At 44.2% G+C, this 15,147-nt stretch carries 18 protein-coding genes; 16 read left to right on the forward strand and 2 right to left on the reverse strand.

Annotated elements, in window-relative coordinates; translation table 11 throughout:
- Positions 1-35 precede the first annotated feature (35 nt).
- A complete protein-coding gene (locus ACQYWX_RS12280; RefSeq protein ID WP_431688963.1) occupies positions 36-212 on the forward strand; it encodes a hypothetical protein in 177 nt (58 codons plus the stop codon).
- Between the two features lie 112 nt (positions 213-324).
- Here the strand turns inward: ACQYWX_RS12280 and ACQYWX_RS12285 are convergent, their stop codons facing one another.
- Positions 325-1,353 (reverse strand): IS630 family transposase, encoded by a 1,029-nt coding sequence (locus tag ACQYWX_RS12285; RefSeq protein WP_431688964.1) that lies wholly within the window; start codon positions 1,351-1,353, stop codon positions 325-327.
- Between the two features lie 691 nt (positions 1,354-2,044).
- Between ACQYWX_RS12285 and ACQYWX_RS12290 the strand changes: the two genes are divergently transcribed.
- The 9 genes from ACQYWX_RS12290 to ACQYWX_RS12330 all read left to right on the forward strand — a co-directional run bounded on the left by ACQYWX_RS12290 (position 2,045) and on the right by ACQYWX_RS12330 (position 7,623).
- Entirely contained in the window at positions 2,045-2,302 is a 258-nt protein-coding gene (locus tag ACQYWX_RS12290) for a hypothetical protein (protein WP_431688965.1), read from the forward strand.
- 106 nt (positions 2,303-2,408) lie between these two features.
- Complete coding sequence (locus ACQYWX_RS12295; RefSeq protein WP_431688966.1) at positions 2,409-2,858, forward strand: hypothetical protein; 450 nt, start codon at positions 2,409-2,411, stop codon at positions 2,856-2,858.
- A gap of 121 nt (positions 2,859-2,979) precedes the next feature.
- Positions 2,980-3,450 carry a hypothetical protein gene (locus tag ACQYWX_RS12300; protein ID WP_431688967.1) on the forward strand — a complete coding sequence of 157 codons (471 nt, stop codon included), beginning with the start codon at positions 2,980-2,982 and terminating at the stop codon, positions 3,448-3,450.
- Between the two features lie 107 nt (positions 3,451-3,557).
- Entirely contained in the window at positions 3,558-4,007 is a 450-nt protein-coding gene (locus tag ACQYWX_RS12305; protein ID WP_431688968.1) for a hypothetical protein, read from the forward strand.
- An 80-nt stretch (positions 4,008-4,087) separates the two neighbouring features.
- Complete coding sequence (locus ACQYWX_RS12310; RefSeq protein ID WP_431688969.1) at positions 4,088-4,378, forward strand: hypothetical protein; 291 nt, start codon at positions 4,088-4,090, stop codon at positions 4,376-4,378.
- Between the two features lie 66 nt (positions 4,379-4,444).
- Entirely contained in the window at positions 4,445-4,735 is a 291-nt protein-coding gene (locus tag ACQYWX_RS12315; RefSeq protein WP_431688970.1) for a hypothetical protein, read from the forward strand.
- 81 nt (positions 4,736-4,816) lie between these two features.
- On the forward strand, positions 4,817-5,056 hold the full coding sequence (locus tag ACQYWX_RS12320; protein WP_431688971.1) for a hypothetical protein: 240 nt from the start codon (positions 4,817-4,819) through the stop codon (positions 5,054-5,056).
- Between the two features lie 766 nt (positions 5,057-5,822).
- The gene (locus ACQYWX_RS12325; protein ID WP_431688972.1) at positions 5,823-6,116 is read left to right on the forward strand and encodes a hypothetical protein; all 294 of its coding nucleotides are present in this window, start codon (positions 5,823-5,825) and stop codon (positions 6,114-6,116) included.
- A gap of 478 nt (positions 6,117-6,594) precedes the next feature.
- A complete protein-coding gene (locus tag ACQYWX_RS12330; protein WP_431688964.1) occupies positions 6,595-7,623 on the forward strand; it encodes an IS630 family transposase in 1,029 nt (342 codons plus the stop codon).
- Between the two features lie 15 nt (positions 7,624-7,638).
- On the opposite strand, the gene ACQYWX_RS12335 is transcribed toward ACQYWX_RS12330, so the two are convergent.
- Positions 7,639-8,055 carry a hypothetical protein gene (locus tag ACQYWX_RS12335; RefSeq protein ID WP_431688973.1) on the reverse strand — a complete coding sequence of 139 codons (417 nt, stop codon included), beginning with the start codon at positions 8,053-8,055 and terminating at the stop codon, positions 7,639-7,641.
- 1,474 nt (positions 8,056-9,529) lie between these two features.
- On the opposite strand from ACQYWX_RS12335, the gene ACQYWX_RS12340 reads away from it, so the two are divergent.
- The 6 genes from ACQYWX_RS12340 (at position 9,530) to ACQYWX_RS12365 (ending at position 15,138) form a co-directional block, all read left to right on the forward strand.
- Positions 9,530-10,303: a substrate-binding periplasmic protein gene (locus ACQYWX_RS12340; protein WP_431688974.1), complete on the forward strand. Its 774-nt coding sequence runs from the start codon at positions 9,530-9,532 to the stop codon at positions 10,301-10,303.
- Between the two features lie 20 nt (positions 10,304-10,323).
- Positions 10,324-11,097, forward strand: a complete 774-nt coding sequence (locus ACQYWX_RS12345; RefSeq protein WP_431688975.1) for a substrate-binding periplasmic protein — start codon at positions 10,324-10,326, stop codon at positions 11,095-11,097.
- A gap of 321 nt (positions 11,098-11,418) precedes the next feature.
- Entirely contained in the window at positions 11,419-12,159 is a 741-nt protein-coding gene (locus ACQYWX_RS12350; protein WP_431688976.1) for a hypothetical protein, read from the forward strand.
- Positions 12,156-12,878 (forward strand): ATP-binding cassette domain-containing protein, encoded by a 723-nt coding sequence (locus ACQYWX_RS12355; protein ID WP_431688977.1) that lies wholly within the window; start codon positions 12,156-12,158, stop codon positions 12,876-12,878. Before ACQYWX_RS12350 ends, ACQYWX_RS12355 begins: the two co-directional genes overlap by 4 nt.
- Before the next feature lie 392 nt (positions 12,879-13,270).
- A complete protein-coding gene (locus ACQYWX_RS12360) occupies positions 13,271-14,161 on the forward strand; it encodes a hypothetical protein (RefSeq protein WP_431688978.1) in 891 nt (296 codons plus the stop codon).
- Between the two features lie 194 nt (positions 14,162-14,355).
- Positions 14,356-15,138, forward strand: coding sequence for a substrate-binding periplasmic protein (locus ACQYWX_RS12365; protein ID WP_431688979.1), 783 nt, complete (start codon positions 14,356-14,358; stop codon positions 15,136-15,138).
- Positions 15,139-15,147 lie beyond the last annotated feature (9 nt).

The following is a 15,147-nucleotide window of genomic DNA, read 5'->3' on the forward strand; positions in this document are numbered from 1 at the left end:
GCATTTTTCCGGTGAGCTAGGCGTTAAGTGTCCCCATGACAGCACCATTATTTTTTAACGACAATGAAGATTTATGGGTTAGTAACGGAGCAAGAGATTGGTTCTGCGAAATTGTAGTTGGTGGTGCCAAATTAAAAGGAAATGATATTTCCCATGTTTTTGATGAGGAACCAGCAATTGCTGGCTGTTATGGCATTGGGGGCTTGGAGTAGATATGGAGGCTTTTTTCAAATATTTTGGCAGCAGACTTCTATTCATAGAGCATTTTGACTTTTGTATTGAAAATACGCGTAAGTTACTAACCCGTAAATAAGTATCCGATCACTAAGCCATAATATATTTAAGTTCTGGATGCCTAAATAAACTTTGAATCAATGATGGCGTTCTTTTCATGCTCCGAAGGATTTTTAAAGCCATCTTTCTTAATTGGTCTGGACCTGCAATCTTCATCTTTCCCAGTCGCTGATGTTTCAAGTAGCTCCACACGGACTCATCTGGATTGAGTTCAGGGGAGTAAGGCGGCAGGAAGAATAGCTGCAACCTGCCTTCCTGGGTGGCGAGATATTCCTTTACCTTCCTGGTTTGATGGGCTGGGTGTCCATCGACGATTAGAAAGACTGGTCGTTCAGACTTATACGTCAAGTCCTCTAAAAATCCGATAAAGCTCTCCGCGTTGAGCTTGCCTTCTATCACCTTGAAATGAAACTCGCCTCTGGCCGACACTGCGGAAATTAGGTTAAGCCCAAAGCGCGCCCCTGTCGTCTTCACTTCCGGAGTCAACCCTTTGATCGACCACGTCGTTCCGCTGTGATAGTCCGAACGAATGCTCGCCTCGTCCGCGAAGAGAATCTCCGCGTTCGCTGCTTTCGCCAACTGGCGAATGCGTGGGTATTCTTCTTGTTTCCAGCGAGCAACCCTATCTGGATCTTGCTGGTAAGCGCGAAAAAGCGGCTTCTGCGGCGTCAGCCCCATTGCCCTCAGGAGTCGTCCCACCGATACATCAGACAGGCTAACCCGAAATTTCCGCTTGATCAGGTCCCGCACCAGTCCGCGAGTCCACAATGCATATTCAAACTTAAACTGCTGTGGCTGATATCCCACCACCCAGGTATAGATCTGGCGTAGCTGTCGACCATTTAATTTGCGGGGACGGCCATATAGGCGTTTCGCTTTAAGTGCGTCATAGCCGCCTTCCCGATAAGCCGCCAGCCATTCATAAATACGCGGCCGGCTGAAGCCTAGCGCCCGTATAACTGCCTCCGGGCTTTCTCCTGCCTGGACTTGCTGTACTGCGCGAATGCGAATGACTTCTAGTGTTTTATGATCAAGCTTTCTTCCATCATTTGAGGGCATAGCATCCACTCTGTTTATCTAAAGTCGGGTCCATGACATGCTTGAATATAGACTATTTCTGTGTTCGCCTACTTTGTTTCGGATTAGTATGTAGCGAGAAGCAGTCACAAAAGCACATTGAGCATCTTCTCTACTGGGCGAAACACGTTTTGAACGGCGGGCGTATTGCAGAAAATGTTGATATATATAAAGAGTTACCATAATGAGTAATACACTTAACAAATTACTCCAGCTGACGCTTTGGTCTTCGCTCCGTTTTGGCGTGGCTTCGCCACTTTACGCCAAAATTCCACTACAACCAAAACGCAGCTGAGTAAGGCGTTAACTGTCATATGAGCTTCAGAGAAAAATTAGAGAAGAAGTGGAATATTACTATCGCCTTGTTAAGCGAGGCTCGCGCTGTTCTTTATGAATGTCAGAGTGTTGGCAAATATATCGCCGAGTACGATGAATACCTTGATCACAACGAGCTAGAACTAGCTCTGGACATGCTAGAAGTGAGGCAACGAGTAAGCCTCCAAAAGAGATTTGGGCAAAGCTCAAGGAGGCTGCGAAGTCTATGGGATTAGAGGATCGCTGTGAATTCTACAATCAACAAATACAAAACAGTTAACAAGGCCAAGCAGCATCGCGCACTACGTGCGCTGGACCTCGCTACGCTTGGCCGCTGTTGGCGGCGTTAGGCGTACAAATGAACCCAAGTATATTTGTTTCACAGCTAATTAATCCAATGGAAGATATGGATTTATCTAGCTACTCCTATAAAGATTGGCCTACTGACGGCTGGGCACCGCAAGCTTTTGACTGGATAGAAAAGGGAGTGCAACTAGATTCAGAGATAGTGCAGGCATTAGAATTATTTAGCTCTAATAAATGTAATTCGCAAAAGAATCGTCATCGAGCCTTTGCACTAGCTAAAAGGTGGTTACGTGATAATGCAAACACCTAACAAGTTGCTCAAATACATTCCGGCCACAAAAAACGCGGCTTCCATGGGGCAACCTACACTGCGCTTCGGCTGCCTATTAGCAAAACGTTAGGAAATACAAAACACTATGGCATGGAAAACTGAGAAACTCGAGAAAGAGCTTTGTAGGTCTGGCGTTCCAAAAGGTGTCATGGATTATCTACTTGAAAAACCAGATTTAGGCTATGACAAAATTATCGAAATTATGGATAAAAGAATTTCAGATAATCATCTTGTAAATGGGCTTACCATCTTAAATGAGCTGATTTTGAGGAAAGCTGTTGAACCAGATATTGAGAAAGTAACAAGCTATTTTGTTACGTCTTTGGAGATCGAGAACGCTGAGAAAGTCACCTACGCTGGAGAACAATTTATCACTTATCTAATGCGTTCGTTACTATATATACGCTTACAAAGTGTGGCAGTTCAGTTTCAACAGCTTCTAGCTAAAATTAAGGTTAATGCACCTATAGCTTACGAAAGGCATAAGGTTCGTGTAAACCTTGCATACAAAATATGGGTCGAGAAAAATGCCTAACAAGGTGCTTAAATCGATACCAAACACTCCGCACCTTTTGTGTTTCGCTTTGCTCAGTATCACACAAAAGGTGCTCCGTACTTGTCACGGTTTAGCAAGGCGTTAGGATAATGAGGGAAGCATGAGTTCCGAACTAGAATTGGCTTTTGAGCGTGTGCAAGAGATTGCTTGGGACTGTTGCGGCCGTGTCGAGTTTGATGAAAAAATACATCAGCACTTTTCAGAATATGTAACTCTAGCTAGCAAAGTTGTAGCCCGGCTTAATATCGAGTCTCATTTATACAATAGAATGGGTGGCCTATTCGCTTTTGTCGGTATGTTATACCGCGATACATACGAAATTCCGAAGCACATGGAAGAATGGATCTCAGAAGGAATGTATGGAAGATATAATTATCGGGGTGGGGTATATGCCGCACAAGCAGTTCACTGCTATCTACTTTGGTATGTTTTATCGACGGAAGATAAAGAAAAGGTTGTAGGTGATTTGTGTGAAGGCAACCCGTATGAAGAAATAATTCGTTTCTTTGAGTCTGGAGGCTCATTTACCAGTGAGCATGGCATGCTAGATAAGGTATACCCCCTTGCGTAATCAAAAAAGCCTAACAAGTCAAGGCAGCATCGCCCTGCGGGCTGGACGTACTAACGCACGCCACTGCTTGAGACGTTATGCCAATAAGGTGACTATTACATATATATATGGATAAGAAAAATTTCCATTTAATTACAGAAGTGCGAACTCAAAGTTGTGTTTCTGCGCGAAGTTTTATATTGGAGCATCAAGAAAATCTATTTTTCTTAGTAGACTATTTCAGAGTATGTTTAAATACCGGAGCCAGTTTTTATGGAAATGCCGATACTGAGCCTGTTAAGAGCCAGTCGCATATCTATGGCTGTTCCAGTTGTGAGCGCTGGTTAAACAACGAAGTACCAAGAAAGTACACTGCAAGGCCATTCGCGATGGCACATTATTGTTGTAGCGGGATGTATGTGGCTGTAGAGGAAAATGAACAATGCATGAATAGTATCGTTAAATTTGATGATTTTGCTACTTCTGATGGTGGCCAATGGCGTATTGGAAACTTGTTTGTTTCATATTGCCCATGGTGCGGAATTAGATTGCCTTATAAGTCATTTAGGGATTGTTAGCCTTTTAAATGTGCAATTTGAAAATGAGAAGTTATCGATTGTGTGTAATTTAGACTTAACAAAAATCTCAAAGGACAAATATGGATAGAGAGTCTTTCAAAAAATATATAGTTGATGACCTTTTGTCTTATAAAGATTACTGGGCTGAATATTCGGATACTGCTGATCCTTTGAGGGTTATAAACTGGATCTCCTCGGAGAATGAAGATGGCTACTATGAATATTTCCTGTGTGTAATTGACGAGGTTGCAGCAAGAAAAGGGCGAGAAATAGAGAAAGTGTTAACCCATGCAGGTGCTGAGTCTCTTTACCCTTTGGCAAAAATAAAAATAAATTCGGCTTCGCAAAAAATGGAAGTTAAAGGTATATGAAAGCGACTGTATCAAAACCTAACAAGCGGCATCAGTCTGACAGCCAGTGCCGGGCGTTAACTGTCTATGAGCTTCAGAGAAAAATTAGAGAAGAAGTGGAAGATTACTATCGCCTTGTTAAGCGAGGCTCGCGTAGTTCTTTGTGAATGTCAGGGTGTTGGCAAATATATCGCCGAGTACGATGAATACCTTGATCACAACGAGCTAGAACTAGCTCTGGACATGCTAGAAGAAGCTGCACTTGAGGCAACGAGTAAGCCTCCAAAAGAGATTTGGGCAAAGCTCAAGGAGGCTGCGAAGTCTATGGAATTAGAGGATCGCTGTGAATTCTACAATCAGCAAATACAAAACAGTTAACAAGGCCAAGCAGCATCGCGCACTACGTGCGCTGGACCTCGCTACGCTCGGCCGCTGTTGGCGGCGTTATAGGTAATCGAATTGGATAAAGAAATCAAAAATTTATTAGGAAAGCTGTGCGTAGACTTGGGGTTCTGTTTACCGCCTATAGAGCAAGATCGTATCGCATCTCTTGGAGTTTGGAGGGCGGACGAATTTGCGAAGGATGTTATTTCTAGTGAAGGGCTTAATCCAGAGTATGAGAAAAAATGGTTCCGAGAAATTCGAAATCGATTTGTTGCTCATTTTGGTAGTAACGAGTATGAAAGCAAAAATTCATAACTAGGCGTGGTTGTCGCCTTCGGCTGGGACGGCGCATAAAAGCGCGCCACCCCAACACTTGGCGTTATATTTTCTTGAGAATGATTTGAGATGGATTTTCACATTACTTTGATGCTTCTTCCATATTGGTTAATACTGCTTTCCTTTCTGATTTGGGGTGGGAAGGGTAGCGATTCTGAGCTGTTAGTAACAGACCGTTTAGCCCTATCTTTGCAGTTCATTGGTGGTACTTGTGCAATAACTTTTATCTTGACGTTCATAGGTGGTACAACACTTGAGTTTTATGTTCCAGGCTCATTTAAGCTGGGCGTTAGTTACTTGTTACCCATGGTTTTCTGTGGTCGAATATTGGAAAAATATAAGCGGCCTAAAAAATAATATAACAAGCCGTTCAAACCGAAGTCCAACCTACGCTTCGTTTCGCCCATGTGCTGCGCACATTCTATGGGCTACACTACACTCTCGATTAGGCTTGGGTTAACGGGGCGTTAGGTGTAAGGAGGAAGTAGCAGGCGGTAGATGATGAAACGAAAGAATTAGGGGCCCCCTGAAAAACGTTGGCGAGGCTGCCAGAGCAAGGAAAAAGTCGGCGAAAAAGCGCAGTTTATCGTGAATAAATGAGCATTTTTGAGCTGACTTTTGACGCCGAAATGGCGGCCGCAGGTAGTTTTTCAGAGGTTCCCTAGCAAGACCCGCATTACGTGTGCAGGACTTCGCTTCGTTCGACTGGAATATACCGCGCTAATATTTAGAGAAGATAAGTCTCATGAGCATAGAAGAAGAATTGGATCAGATTTTTTCGATAAAAATGGTCGCTACAGACGGACTACCTGAAGAGATAAAAGCTAAACTCGATGGAATTATTCTTGAATATAGTCTGAAAGAAATTCTATCTGCTTCAGATGCTTTGAGGGTTAGATATATAGAGGAAGAGATTGCGGCAAGAAAATGTATGGGAGGCTCAGGTATGGGCGCTGAGTTCCATATGGCGGCAGCATTGCGAGTTCATTACCTAGATGCAGGCCTTGAATATATCAATGACGATAACAAGAGGTTGTAGGCTGGTTGACAAAAAGCTTGCAACTGCGACCAAACAAAACGCTAAATTTTATAAAAAATCATTGTGCATTTTTTGCGGTAGCTATGAGTAGTCATTTATCGCTTTAAATAATGAATAAGGAGACGCTAGCGTAAATACAGATGGAGAGACACTGACTGACGCTGTTTGTTGCTCCATATTCGAAAGCGATTACCCAGCCAAAGCTCCTTTACAATACGTCCCTAGTGATGGGGCGGGCTTTTAGCCTACCCCGTGAGCGTAGCGAACGACATGAGTTGGTTGTCAGGATTCTTTGCCATAAGTAAGCGGGCTTAGTTGATATAGATATGTGTGTTGTTCGTACCCCCTTTCTTCTACAGGGATTCGATTGATGCAACGAATTGCATACTTACTAATCCGAAACAAAGTAGGCGAACACAGAAATAGTCTATATTCAAGCATGTCATGGACCCGACTTTAGATAAACAGAGTGGATGCTATGCCCTCAAATGATGGAAGAAAGCTTGATCATAAAACACTAGAAGTCATTCGCATTCGCGCAGTACAGCAAGTCCAGGCAGGAGAAAGCCCGGAGGCAGTTATACGGGCGCTAGGCTTCAGCCGGCCGCGTATTTATGAATGGCTGGCGGCTTATCGGGAAGGCGGCTATGACGCACTTAAAGCGAAACGCCTATATGGCCGTCCCCGCAAATTAAATGGTCGACAGCTACGCCAGATCTATACCTGGGTGGTGGGATATCAGCCACAGCAGTTTAAGTTTGAATATGCATTGTGGACTCGCGGACTGGTGCGGGACCTGATCAAGCGGAAATTTCGGGTTAGCCTGTCTGATGTATCGGTGGGACGACTCCTGAGGGCAATGGGGCTGACGCCGCAGAAGCCGCTTTTTCGCGCTTACCAGCAAGATCCAGATAGGGTTGCTCGCTGGAAACAAGAAGAATACCCACGCATTCGCCAGTTGGCGAAAGCAGCGAACGCGGAGATTCTCTTCGCGGACGAGGCGAGCATTCGTTCGGACTATCACAGCGGAACGACGTGGTCGATCAAAGGGTTGACTCCGGAAGTGAAGACGACAGGGGCGCGCTTTGGGCTTAACCTAATTTCCGCAGTGTCGGCCAGAGGCGAGTTTCATTTCAAGGTGATAGAAGGCAAGCTCAACGCGGAGAGCTTTATCGGATTTTTAGAGGACTTGACGTATAAGTCTGAACGACCAGTCTTTCTAATCGTCGATGGACACCCAGCCCATCAAACCAGGAAGGTAAAGGAATATCTCGCCACCCAGGAAGGCAGGTTGCAGCTATTCTTCCTGCCGCCTTACTCCCCTGAACTCAATCCAGATGAGTCCGTGTGGAGCTACTTGAAACATCAGCGACTGGGAAAGATGAAGATTGCAGGTCCAGACCAATTAAGAAAGATGGCTTTAAAAATCCTTCGGAGCATGAAAAGAACGCCATCATTGATTCAAAGTTTATTTAGGCATCCAGAACTTAAATATATTATGGCTTAGTGATCGGATACTTATTTACGGGTTAGTAAGAGTCAGGAAGCGGCGATGCATAAGTATTGCTTCACAGCGAAGGGCATAAGTTGAGGGCCAACTTCCCCCTGCGCCAGAGAGTGCTCCAATCAGCTCGCACTCGTTTTGGTAATAGTCTTTCCACGCTTCGTGCAAGGATGTGAGCCCTTTAAGCAAACGTTCGCCTCCTATTTTATGCGTAGAGTTGGCTTTTACGAGAGTGATTAACTCGATCTGCTTTTTTTCAACTAAATCTGAGAAATAGTCGCGATTTTTTTTATATTCAGATCCAGTGGCCATGGCGCTTCCTTCGGGCCATTTACGACGTTCTTCGGCTGCTGTACAAATTGAGAGAAGTAGTAGAGTAATGCAGCAGGCTGCACGTAAAAGCATGAGGCGAATCCTATTGTCTATACTGCGCATGCGCGCTTTCCATTTTAAGGCTGCGAAGGTTAGTCTTCCAGTTCAACAGCCCAAGTGTACAAGGTCCTAGAAGGCTAAACTATCGTAAGCACGAAAACCGAATTGCTTGGTTTGCATCGCTGGAATCATTTCTGAGAATTCAATTAAATTAAATTTTTCATTCTTGGATATGCTCTATGCCTGCAAGGGCATATTGTTATTATTGACTCGATGACCAAAATATTAAATAGACGGCAAGAAGATCTGCGGCTATACCTACGGAGAAAAAAACTATTGCTGACCTGTAGAAGTACTTCATAAATGAGTGTCTCTTAAATAGCCAGATAACGAGAGCTGGGAGAAGCGATAGGATTATTGTAGCTGTCGTAGCATACGCTACTTCGAGGAAGTAGTTGACCTCTGCTTCTGGGTCATAGTAAGTCTTGGCTGCGTACAGAAAGTATATATAACTAAATATGAATAATATGCAACTTAATGGCACCAGATACTTGCTTCGCATTCTAGAGTTTTTCCTATGATTTGTAATGCATTTTTCGTGATTTTTTGGATTTTTATCTTTTGAAAGGAATCTAAAACTAACGATTTTAAAATAATCCGGAATACATAGTGGATTGCTTCAACCTTATAAGGGAGAGCATGTCCGATATTTTAAATGCAGTGATAACAAATATCGTTCCAAAGGTCCTTGTGCTCAGGCTTTAAAGCTACTCCATTGGAGTCTGAATCTACACAAGCCAGAATTCCTTTTCCTGGAGGAAAGCCTCCTTCCGCTTCTCGTTTATCCAGTATCGATAGAAGCTCATGTTGTTTAGATTCTGCGATATAGGTTTTTACAATCAACCTGAGTCCTTCATATATATCCTGTCTGTTCATATAAATCCCGGGTTCGATTAAAAATAGAACGACTGCAGCAGAGCAAAATGAGACGCCGTGGATGATTTTTCCAGTTGCTTGCAATAATAACTTGTTACTTCACAAGTATAAATGAGTTTTCCCTTTTGTCCTTTGTGCGCTTTTACGGTTAGCTGGCCAGATAGATGGGGATGGCCTTCTGATATTTCTGCTGATGCATGCAGAAGGAAAGTCTTAAGCACGACGTCAAGTTTATCTAATAGGAAGAGGCTTCCCCTCAGTCTGTTAGGCGTCAAGGCAGCCTCCCAATCTCGTTGTGTTTTTTGTACATTTCTCGGTCATGTCTGCCCCTGTCCAACTGAGAATTTTGGAGCGGGGCTGCAGACGTCATGTCAGAGGCCAATAAGGCTCTTTAGCCGCCATTGTTGACGTTTTCCCTCTGGAGCATCCATCCCGTAATAGGAAGGACAAAGTTAAGCGCACCCTTTGTCGAGATCTCTACTGCGCGCCACGCTGTACTTTTTTTGATCTGCTCTATACTCAATTACTAGGATGAATCTGCTTGATGTGTTTGCCGTTAGGGCGCACAACCCGCAACCAGTTATGACGAGAGGGGCTAATTATGGTTATTGTTTCTAGCACGATTAGAAGAATAATTATGATGCTTTTCATTCTCATTTGTACCCATGCAAATGCAGAAACGATAAAGATATCCAATGGGGAGTGGGCTCCGTTTACCTCACAAAGTTATAAACACTACGGTCTTGCATCGCATATTGTTTCTGAAGCATTTAAAGCTTCAGGTGTTGACGTCGAATATGCTTTCTTCCCTTGGGCGAGAGCTTTGATAGATGCAAAAGAAGGGAAAGAGTTGGCGGCGACTATCGTTTGGACATATAGCGATGAGAGAGCGAAGGACTTTTTATACACTGATCCTGTCTTTACGCTTAAGTCTGTCTTCTTTCATAAAAAGGGAAAGGTCGTTGATTGGGAAAAGCTTGCAGACCTCAAAGATTATAAAATTGGCGGCGCTATTTCATATAGTTATGGAGATGAATTCACTGAGCTTGAAAAAGCCGGAGTGCTAAACATGTCTCGGATAGCGGACGACACCAATAACCTGAAAAAATTAGTCTCTGGGCGGATAGATCTCTATCCAACTGAGATGCAAGTCGGCCTTGAATTAATCAAAAATGAGTTGCCGCCAAATGAAGCGGAGCAGTTAACTTACTCAAAGCCCTATAGAGAGTCAGAGTACTTTGTCCTTGTATCAAAAAAATATCCTGGCGGCAGTGAGTTAGTGCAGAAGTTTAACGAGGGCCTTGTGAAGATAAAGGAAAGCGGCCTATATCAGAAGATGATGGATGACAGTGTGAATGGAAGCTATAGCCCGTAATTGAAAATGGTTTGGGGCGTATGCGCTATCTTTTCTGGTTAAAGAAGCTAATAAGGTTTTGGCTGACGATTACCTTTTCCCTTGCCGTTAGCGCAAGCCTTTCATACTCTGTTGAGGTTGATAAAAAAATAACCTTGCTGACAGGAGACTATCCGCCATATGAAATTGAAGCTCCTAAAGATGGGCTGGTTGGCTATGACATAGAAGTGGTTAATGCGGTGTTTCAAAGGGCGGGATATGAAGTTGATATCCGCTTTTTTCCCTGGAAACGAGCGATTAACCAGATCGAAAACGGGCATGCTGCTGGTGGTTTTTCTATTGCGGACACTCCCGAGAGGCGTGAGATATGCGCGCTGTCCGATCCGATCAGCTCTATTACCCCTGTCTTAGCTGTAAGAGCCGACCTCAAGGAGCCTCGCCCTCAGGCCCTGGCTGAAACTCTATTGTATAGAGGAGTAGGAATACGAGGTTACTCGTTTCAACAGGAGTTGGCTCGTATTGGCGCACCGCACACGATACTTAGCACTGATGAGCAGGCCTTGCTATTTCTGATAAAATCTCGTGCGGACGTATTTTATACTGTTAAAGAAAGCACTCAGTTTCTTGTGAAGAGCATGGGCTTAGAGAACCAAATACAGTTTGTTCTCCTGCAAGATAAGCAAGTTGAATACTTCCATGTTTGTTTCAGTAAGGCTTGGCCTAATTATGAACGATATGTCGATGTGTTCAATAAGGGGCTAAAATCCCTTAGAGACGAAGGACTATATGAGCTGATACACAGGAAGTACGAATAAGTGTTCTTAGGTGACCTGACCGATACACTGACTTTTTGTTGATTCAAATACCCCAGCTAGTCTGACTTAACCGCTGCACCAAATTGATAGATCCATGCCCAAAAGGTATTAATGTGATCAATGACGTCGTCATTGGCTTTATTGCTAATGTAGACGTAACTATCATTTCGCCCCTGTACAAGCGGTACTAGAACGCTTAAGGCCTTGGTGTACGTATATTCCGTAATCTTGGAAAGCAAGGGAGCTGCGGAAGAGCTCTGGCCAAGCTTTGCTTTTTTGAGTTATTTTAAATTCCAGGACACTCCACACAATGAGCAAAGAATGAAAAAATGGATTGCGAACAACTACAAGCTAAGTCGTCTGTTTATCCTGGAACAGGTGCGTGAGCCACTTACACTATTCTGGACTCTGATAGCTCCTCCGCTGTTATTTGTATTTCTCAACCTTGACTCGCTTGTTGCTACCCCCGTCACTTCTGCCTGGTACGAAGAACAGGCCTCCTGGTATTTAAGTTATTTAGCGCTCTCAGTCTCTTTATTCGGGTTCGCTTTGTACTTTGTAGGAAGGCGTGAAAGCGGATTTATAAAGTCTTTCATTCAGGGTAAAGAATCTAAGGCCCTGTTTTTATCAGCGCAAATTAGCGCTTCCTTTTTGCTTTCATGTTTTTGCTTTATTATTTTCATAGTGATAACAACTACTGCTTTTGGAGTGAGCCCCATAAACGCCCTGATGAGGTTTGCGCTACCATTTGTGGCTATTATGGTTACATTTGTATGGAGTGCACTGTTCGTCTCAGTACTACCGATAAGCTTTATGAATGCGAATTCAGGCATCTCCATTTTTTTCATGGCGTTGCTGTTACTCAGCATTGCTGGTTTTAAGGCGAATATATCAGCGCTTTCTTATCTCAACCTTTTTAATCCTCTTTCCATTGCCACCCGATTTATGGCAAGCGGCGGTCTACACGGAGTTGAGTCAATAGGAACTATTTCACTCATGGTCGCCTTAGGTGGAATCGGCGCAGTTCGTATGAAAACAAACCCAACATGGAGTAGGCAATGACCTCCACTGTGATTAGCGGGAGCAACCTAACGTTCAAATATTCGAGCAAGAGCGTTTTCGAGAATATTTCATTCTCTTTTGAGCGAGGCTATGTGATAGGCCTACTGGGTGAAAATGGCGCGGGAAAGACTACCCTGTTCGATTTGGTGAGTAGAACGCTTATTCCTACCAGCGGTGTTTTGACTTTCAATGTTGAGGTGGAAGACATCGCCTATTTGCCGCAGATTGTTACTCTTCCTCCTTCATTGCGAATCAAGGAAGTCCTGGAAATGATTTCTTGTTTCCAGAATCGCGATATGAACCAGTCAACATCAGACTTGGCTCGGTTATGGCCCAAGCCCATGCAACAGCGTTATGAGGAAATTAAAAACCATAAGTCGGGTGTATGTAGCTACGGAGAAAAACGCTGGTTTGTGACAGCTGTAATGCTCGCTGTATGTCAAAAATCGATATTTGTTCTCGATGAACCTACAGCAGGTGTTGATGTTCAATATCGCTATCTTATTTGGCAGCTTATCAAGGAGATGAAAAGCATGGGATGTACTATTATCGTTTCCTCGCACATCCTGGAAGAAATTGGCGTTAATACTGATTATTTTTACTTTCTCCAGAAATCTGGCATTCATAAATTTAACGGGATGCAGGACTTCTTATGCCGGTTCAACGCAAGTACTCCTGATGAAGCCTTTATTAAAGCAACATTGCTTGAAACGACCTAATCCTCATATTTGTCCTAACGTAAGTTCTGATGTAGCTGGGAAAAGGGCAAGCGCATAGCGATCACGCCCATTTTCGTCATTAGGGAGCCAATACAAGAGCTCTATCATAAAGTTATTGGGGCGAATCTGGGGTGTAGGCTTGTCTAACCAATTGATTTAATGAAACATCTACGATTTCCGTCTCAATCCCGCTGAACCAGATCCTTTCCATTCCCTTAATCTTCTGTCGATTCAGAATAAGTCGTCTAAATTTAATATATGAGTATTGGATCTCCGTCTTTGTCGTCGTCCGCTCGGGGATAACCAGGCGAAGGAGGGCTGGCGTTTTTGTGATGTGGAATTGGCGAACACTGATGTAATTAACATAATTTCCGGCGGTAAGAGGTGGTGTTGTGTTACATTTTAAGTCGCTGATATCTCTAGTGATTCCTCTTTTTGCGTTGTTTACTTTCTGTTTGGCTCCCCAAGCGAGAGGGGAGATCATTGTCAAGCACTATCAGCATCAAGATAGATACAAATACGGCCTCAAAGTATTGGATCTTGCGCTGAGCAAACTGAACGTCCCATACAAAATAGAATTCCCTGAATTTTTGGATGTCAGCATTAATGAGGCCAGGGGCGAGCTCATGGTGACAAAAGGAATTTTGAATCTTGAGTTCATGTCTACAAACCCGGAGCGTGAAGAAAAGATGATTCCTATAAGGATTCCGATCTATCGAGGAATCCTAGGGCTCAGACTTTTATTGGTGACCCAGGAAAAGAGTGAGATTTTCAGCAAGATGGACGACATTGATGATCTCAGGCAGTTTGTCGGCGGACATGGGGTGCACTGGGGAGATTTGCCTGTCTACAGCGCAAATGGATTGAAGGTAGTCACAAGCTCCCAATACGAAACCTTATTTACTCTGCTGAGAAATAATAGGTTTGACTATTTCCACCGCGGTTTCCTGGAAATTTGGGATGAGCTGGACAGGAATCAGGATCGACTTGTCGTCGCGGATAACATCATGCTGTTTTATCCGCATCCCGTGTATTTTTTCATTTCCAGAAATGAGCCTGAATTGGCGAGGAAGCTGGAGGAGGGATTGAATATCGCTATTGCCGATGGCTCTTTTAAAACGCTTTTTACAGAGGAGATGAAAGGTTATTTAGCGAAGGGAAATCTATCGTCCAGGAAGCTCATTATATTGAAAAATCCCGTTGTGCCTGAAAACAGTCCGGCTATCGACGCCAGCTGGTGGCTTCCGGAGAAATTTCAAAAGCAGTTGGCGGCGTCTCAATAGCTTAGACTTCCGCTAATCTCTCATTCCCAGCTTCGCTTTTGGGGACTTCCCTGTCGGCGAAATGCCCGCTTTTGCTGGGACCAAGCCCGCTCGGCAATTGAACTATACTAAATACGTTTCCAGAAACCTGATCATTGGGGCGATAGTCGCCGCATGGTTGTCTCCATTCGTTTTTGACGCCTGGAGGTTGTCGCATGACGCTTGCTTCATTGCGTTGTATTGGCGCGCTTTTGTTGCTGGTGTGGAGTGTTGCGCCCTTGGCTGCTAACTCCATCGATTCGCCTGAGGCCAAGCAAAGTAAAGCCGAGATCCGCGTCGCTATAGACGCCTGGCCGCCTTTTCGTATTTTGGACAATGAAGAGGGCTACAGCGGGATCGATTTTGACTTGTGGGCCCAGCTCGCCAGCGAATTAAAGCTCGATATCGATTACGTGCGTTGTCCATGGGTGCGTTGCCTGAAAATGATGGAGGACGGAGCCGTAGACGCCATGAGCGGCTTGGCGCTAAGACCTGACCGGGCTTTGTACATGGACTATCTGGAGCCGGCTTATTACAGCTGTTCAACGGTGTTTTATGTCAGAAAAGGGCGTGGTGGAATACTTCAGGATTATGAAGACCTCTATCGCATTGATGTCGGCATCGTCACGGGGTCGGCTTATTTTCAGGCCTTCGATGAAGATGAAAAAATTGACAAGATCGGCGTCAGCACCGAAAAACAGTTAGTGGAAATGTTGGGACGTTTGCGGTTGACGGCAATAGTCGGGACAGACTGCCAGGCGGACTATGAAATTGCCCAGTCACCCTATAAAGGCCAGTTCGACAAAGCCGAATATCGCCCCGGCAACAGTGTTGACTTATATTTCGCCATATCCAAAAAATCCTCCTTTCGCGACAAAAAGGATGAGTTTTCGCAGGCTCTTGCGCATCTTTTGCAAGCAGGGGCCATCGAAGATATCCGTCATCAATATTTGCATTGAACTATTCAT

The sequence above is a fragment of the Hahella sp. NBU794 genome (genome assembly GCF_050749805.1).
Classification (GTDB): Bacteria; Pseudomonadota; Gammaproteobacteria; order Pseudomonadales; family Oleiphilaceae; genus Hahella.

What these genes read in the sequence shown, in the direction of transcription:
- ACQYWX_RS12285 (WP_431688964.1), bottom strand. Translation starts at nt 1,353, where the DNA reads ATGCCCTCAAATGATGGAAGAAAGCTTGATCATAAAACACTAGAAGTC.
- ACQYWX_RS12330 (WP_431688964.1), top strand. Translation starts at nt 6,595, where the DNA reads ATGCCCTCAAATGATGGAAGAAAGCTTGATCATAAAACACTAGAAGTC.
- ACQYWX_RS12305 (WP_431688968.1), top strand. Translation starts at nt 3,558, where the DNA reads ATGGATAAGAAAAATTTCCATTTAATTACAGAAGTGCGAACTCAAAGT.
- ACQYWX_RS12340 (WP_431688974.1), top strand. Translation starts at nt 9,530, where the DNA reads ATGGTTATTGTTTCTAGCACGATTAGAAGAATAATTATGATGCTTTTC.
- ACQYWX_RS12350 (WP_431688976.1), top strand. Translation starts at nt 11,419, where the DNA reads ATGAAAAAATGGATTGCGAACAACTACAAGCTAAGTCGTCTGTTTATC.
- ACQYWX_RS12355 (WP_431688977.1), top strand. Translation starts at nt 12,156, where the DNA reads ATGACCTCCACTGTGATTAGCGGGAGCAACCTAACGTTCAAATATTCG.
- ACQYWX_RS12315 (WP_431688970.1), top strand. Translation starts at nt 4,445, where the DNA reads ATGAGCTTCAGAGAAAAATTAGAGAAGAAGTGGAAGATTACTATCGCC.
- ACQYWX_RS12345 (WP_431688975.1), top strand. Translation starts at nt 10,324, where the DNA reads ATGCGCTATCTTTTCTGGTTAAAGAAGCTAATAAGGTTTTGGCTGACG.
- ACQYWX_RS12365 (WP_431688979.1), top strand. Translation starts at nt 14,356, where the DNA reads ATGACGCTTGCTTCATTGCGTTGTATTGGCGCGCTTTTGTTGCTGGTG.
- ACQYWX_RS12280 (WP_431688963.1), top strand. Translation starts at nt 36, where the DNA reads ATGACAGCACCATTATTTTTTAACGACAATGAAGATTTATGGGTTAGT.
- ACQYWX_RS12335 (WP_431688973.1), bottom strand. Translation starts at nt 8,055, where the DNA reads ATGCGCAGTATAGACAATAGGATTCGCCTCATGCTTTTACGTGCAGCC.
- ACQYWX_RS12290 (WP_431688965.1), top strand. Translation starts at nt 2,045, where the DNA reads ATGAACCCAAGTATATTTGTTTCACAGCTAATTAATCCAATGGAAGAT.
- ACQYWX_RS12325 (WP_431688972.1), top strand. Translation starts at nt 5,823, where the DNA reads ATGAGCATAGAAGAAGAATTGGATCAGATTTTTTCGATAAAAATGGTC.
- ACQYWX_RS12300 (WP_431688967.1), top strand. Translation starts at nt 2,980, where the DNA reads ATGAGTTCCGAACTAGAATTGGCTTTTGAGCGTGTGCAAGAGATTGCT.
- ACQYWX_RS12310 (WP_431688969.1), top strand. Translation starts at nt 4,088, where the DNA reads ATGGATAGAGAGTCTTTCAAAAAATATATAGTTGATGACCTTTTGTCT.
- ACQYWX_RS12295 (WP_431688966.1), top strand. Translation starts at nt 2,409, where the DNA reads ATGGCATGGAAAACTGAGAAACTCGAGAAAGAGCTTTGTAGGTCTGGC.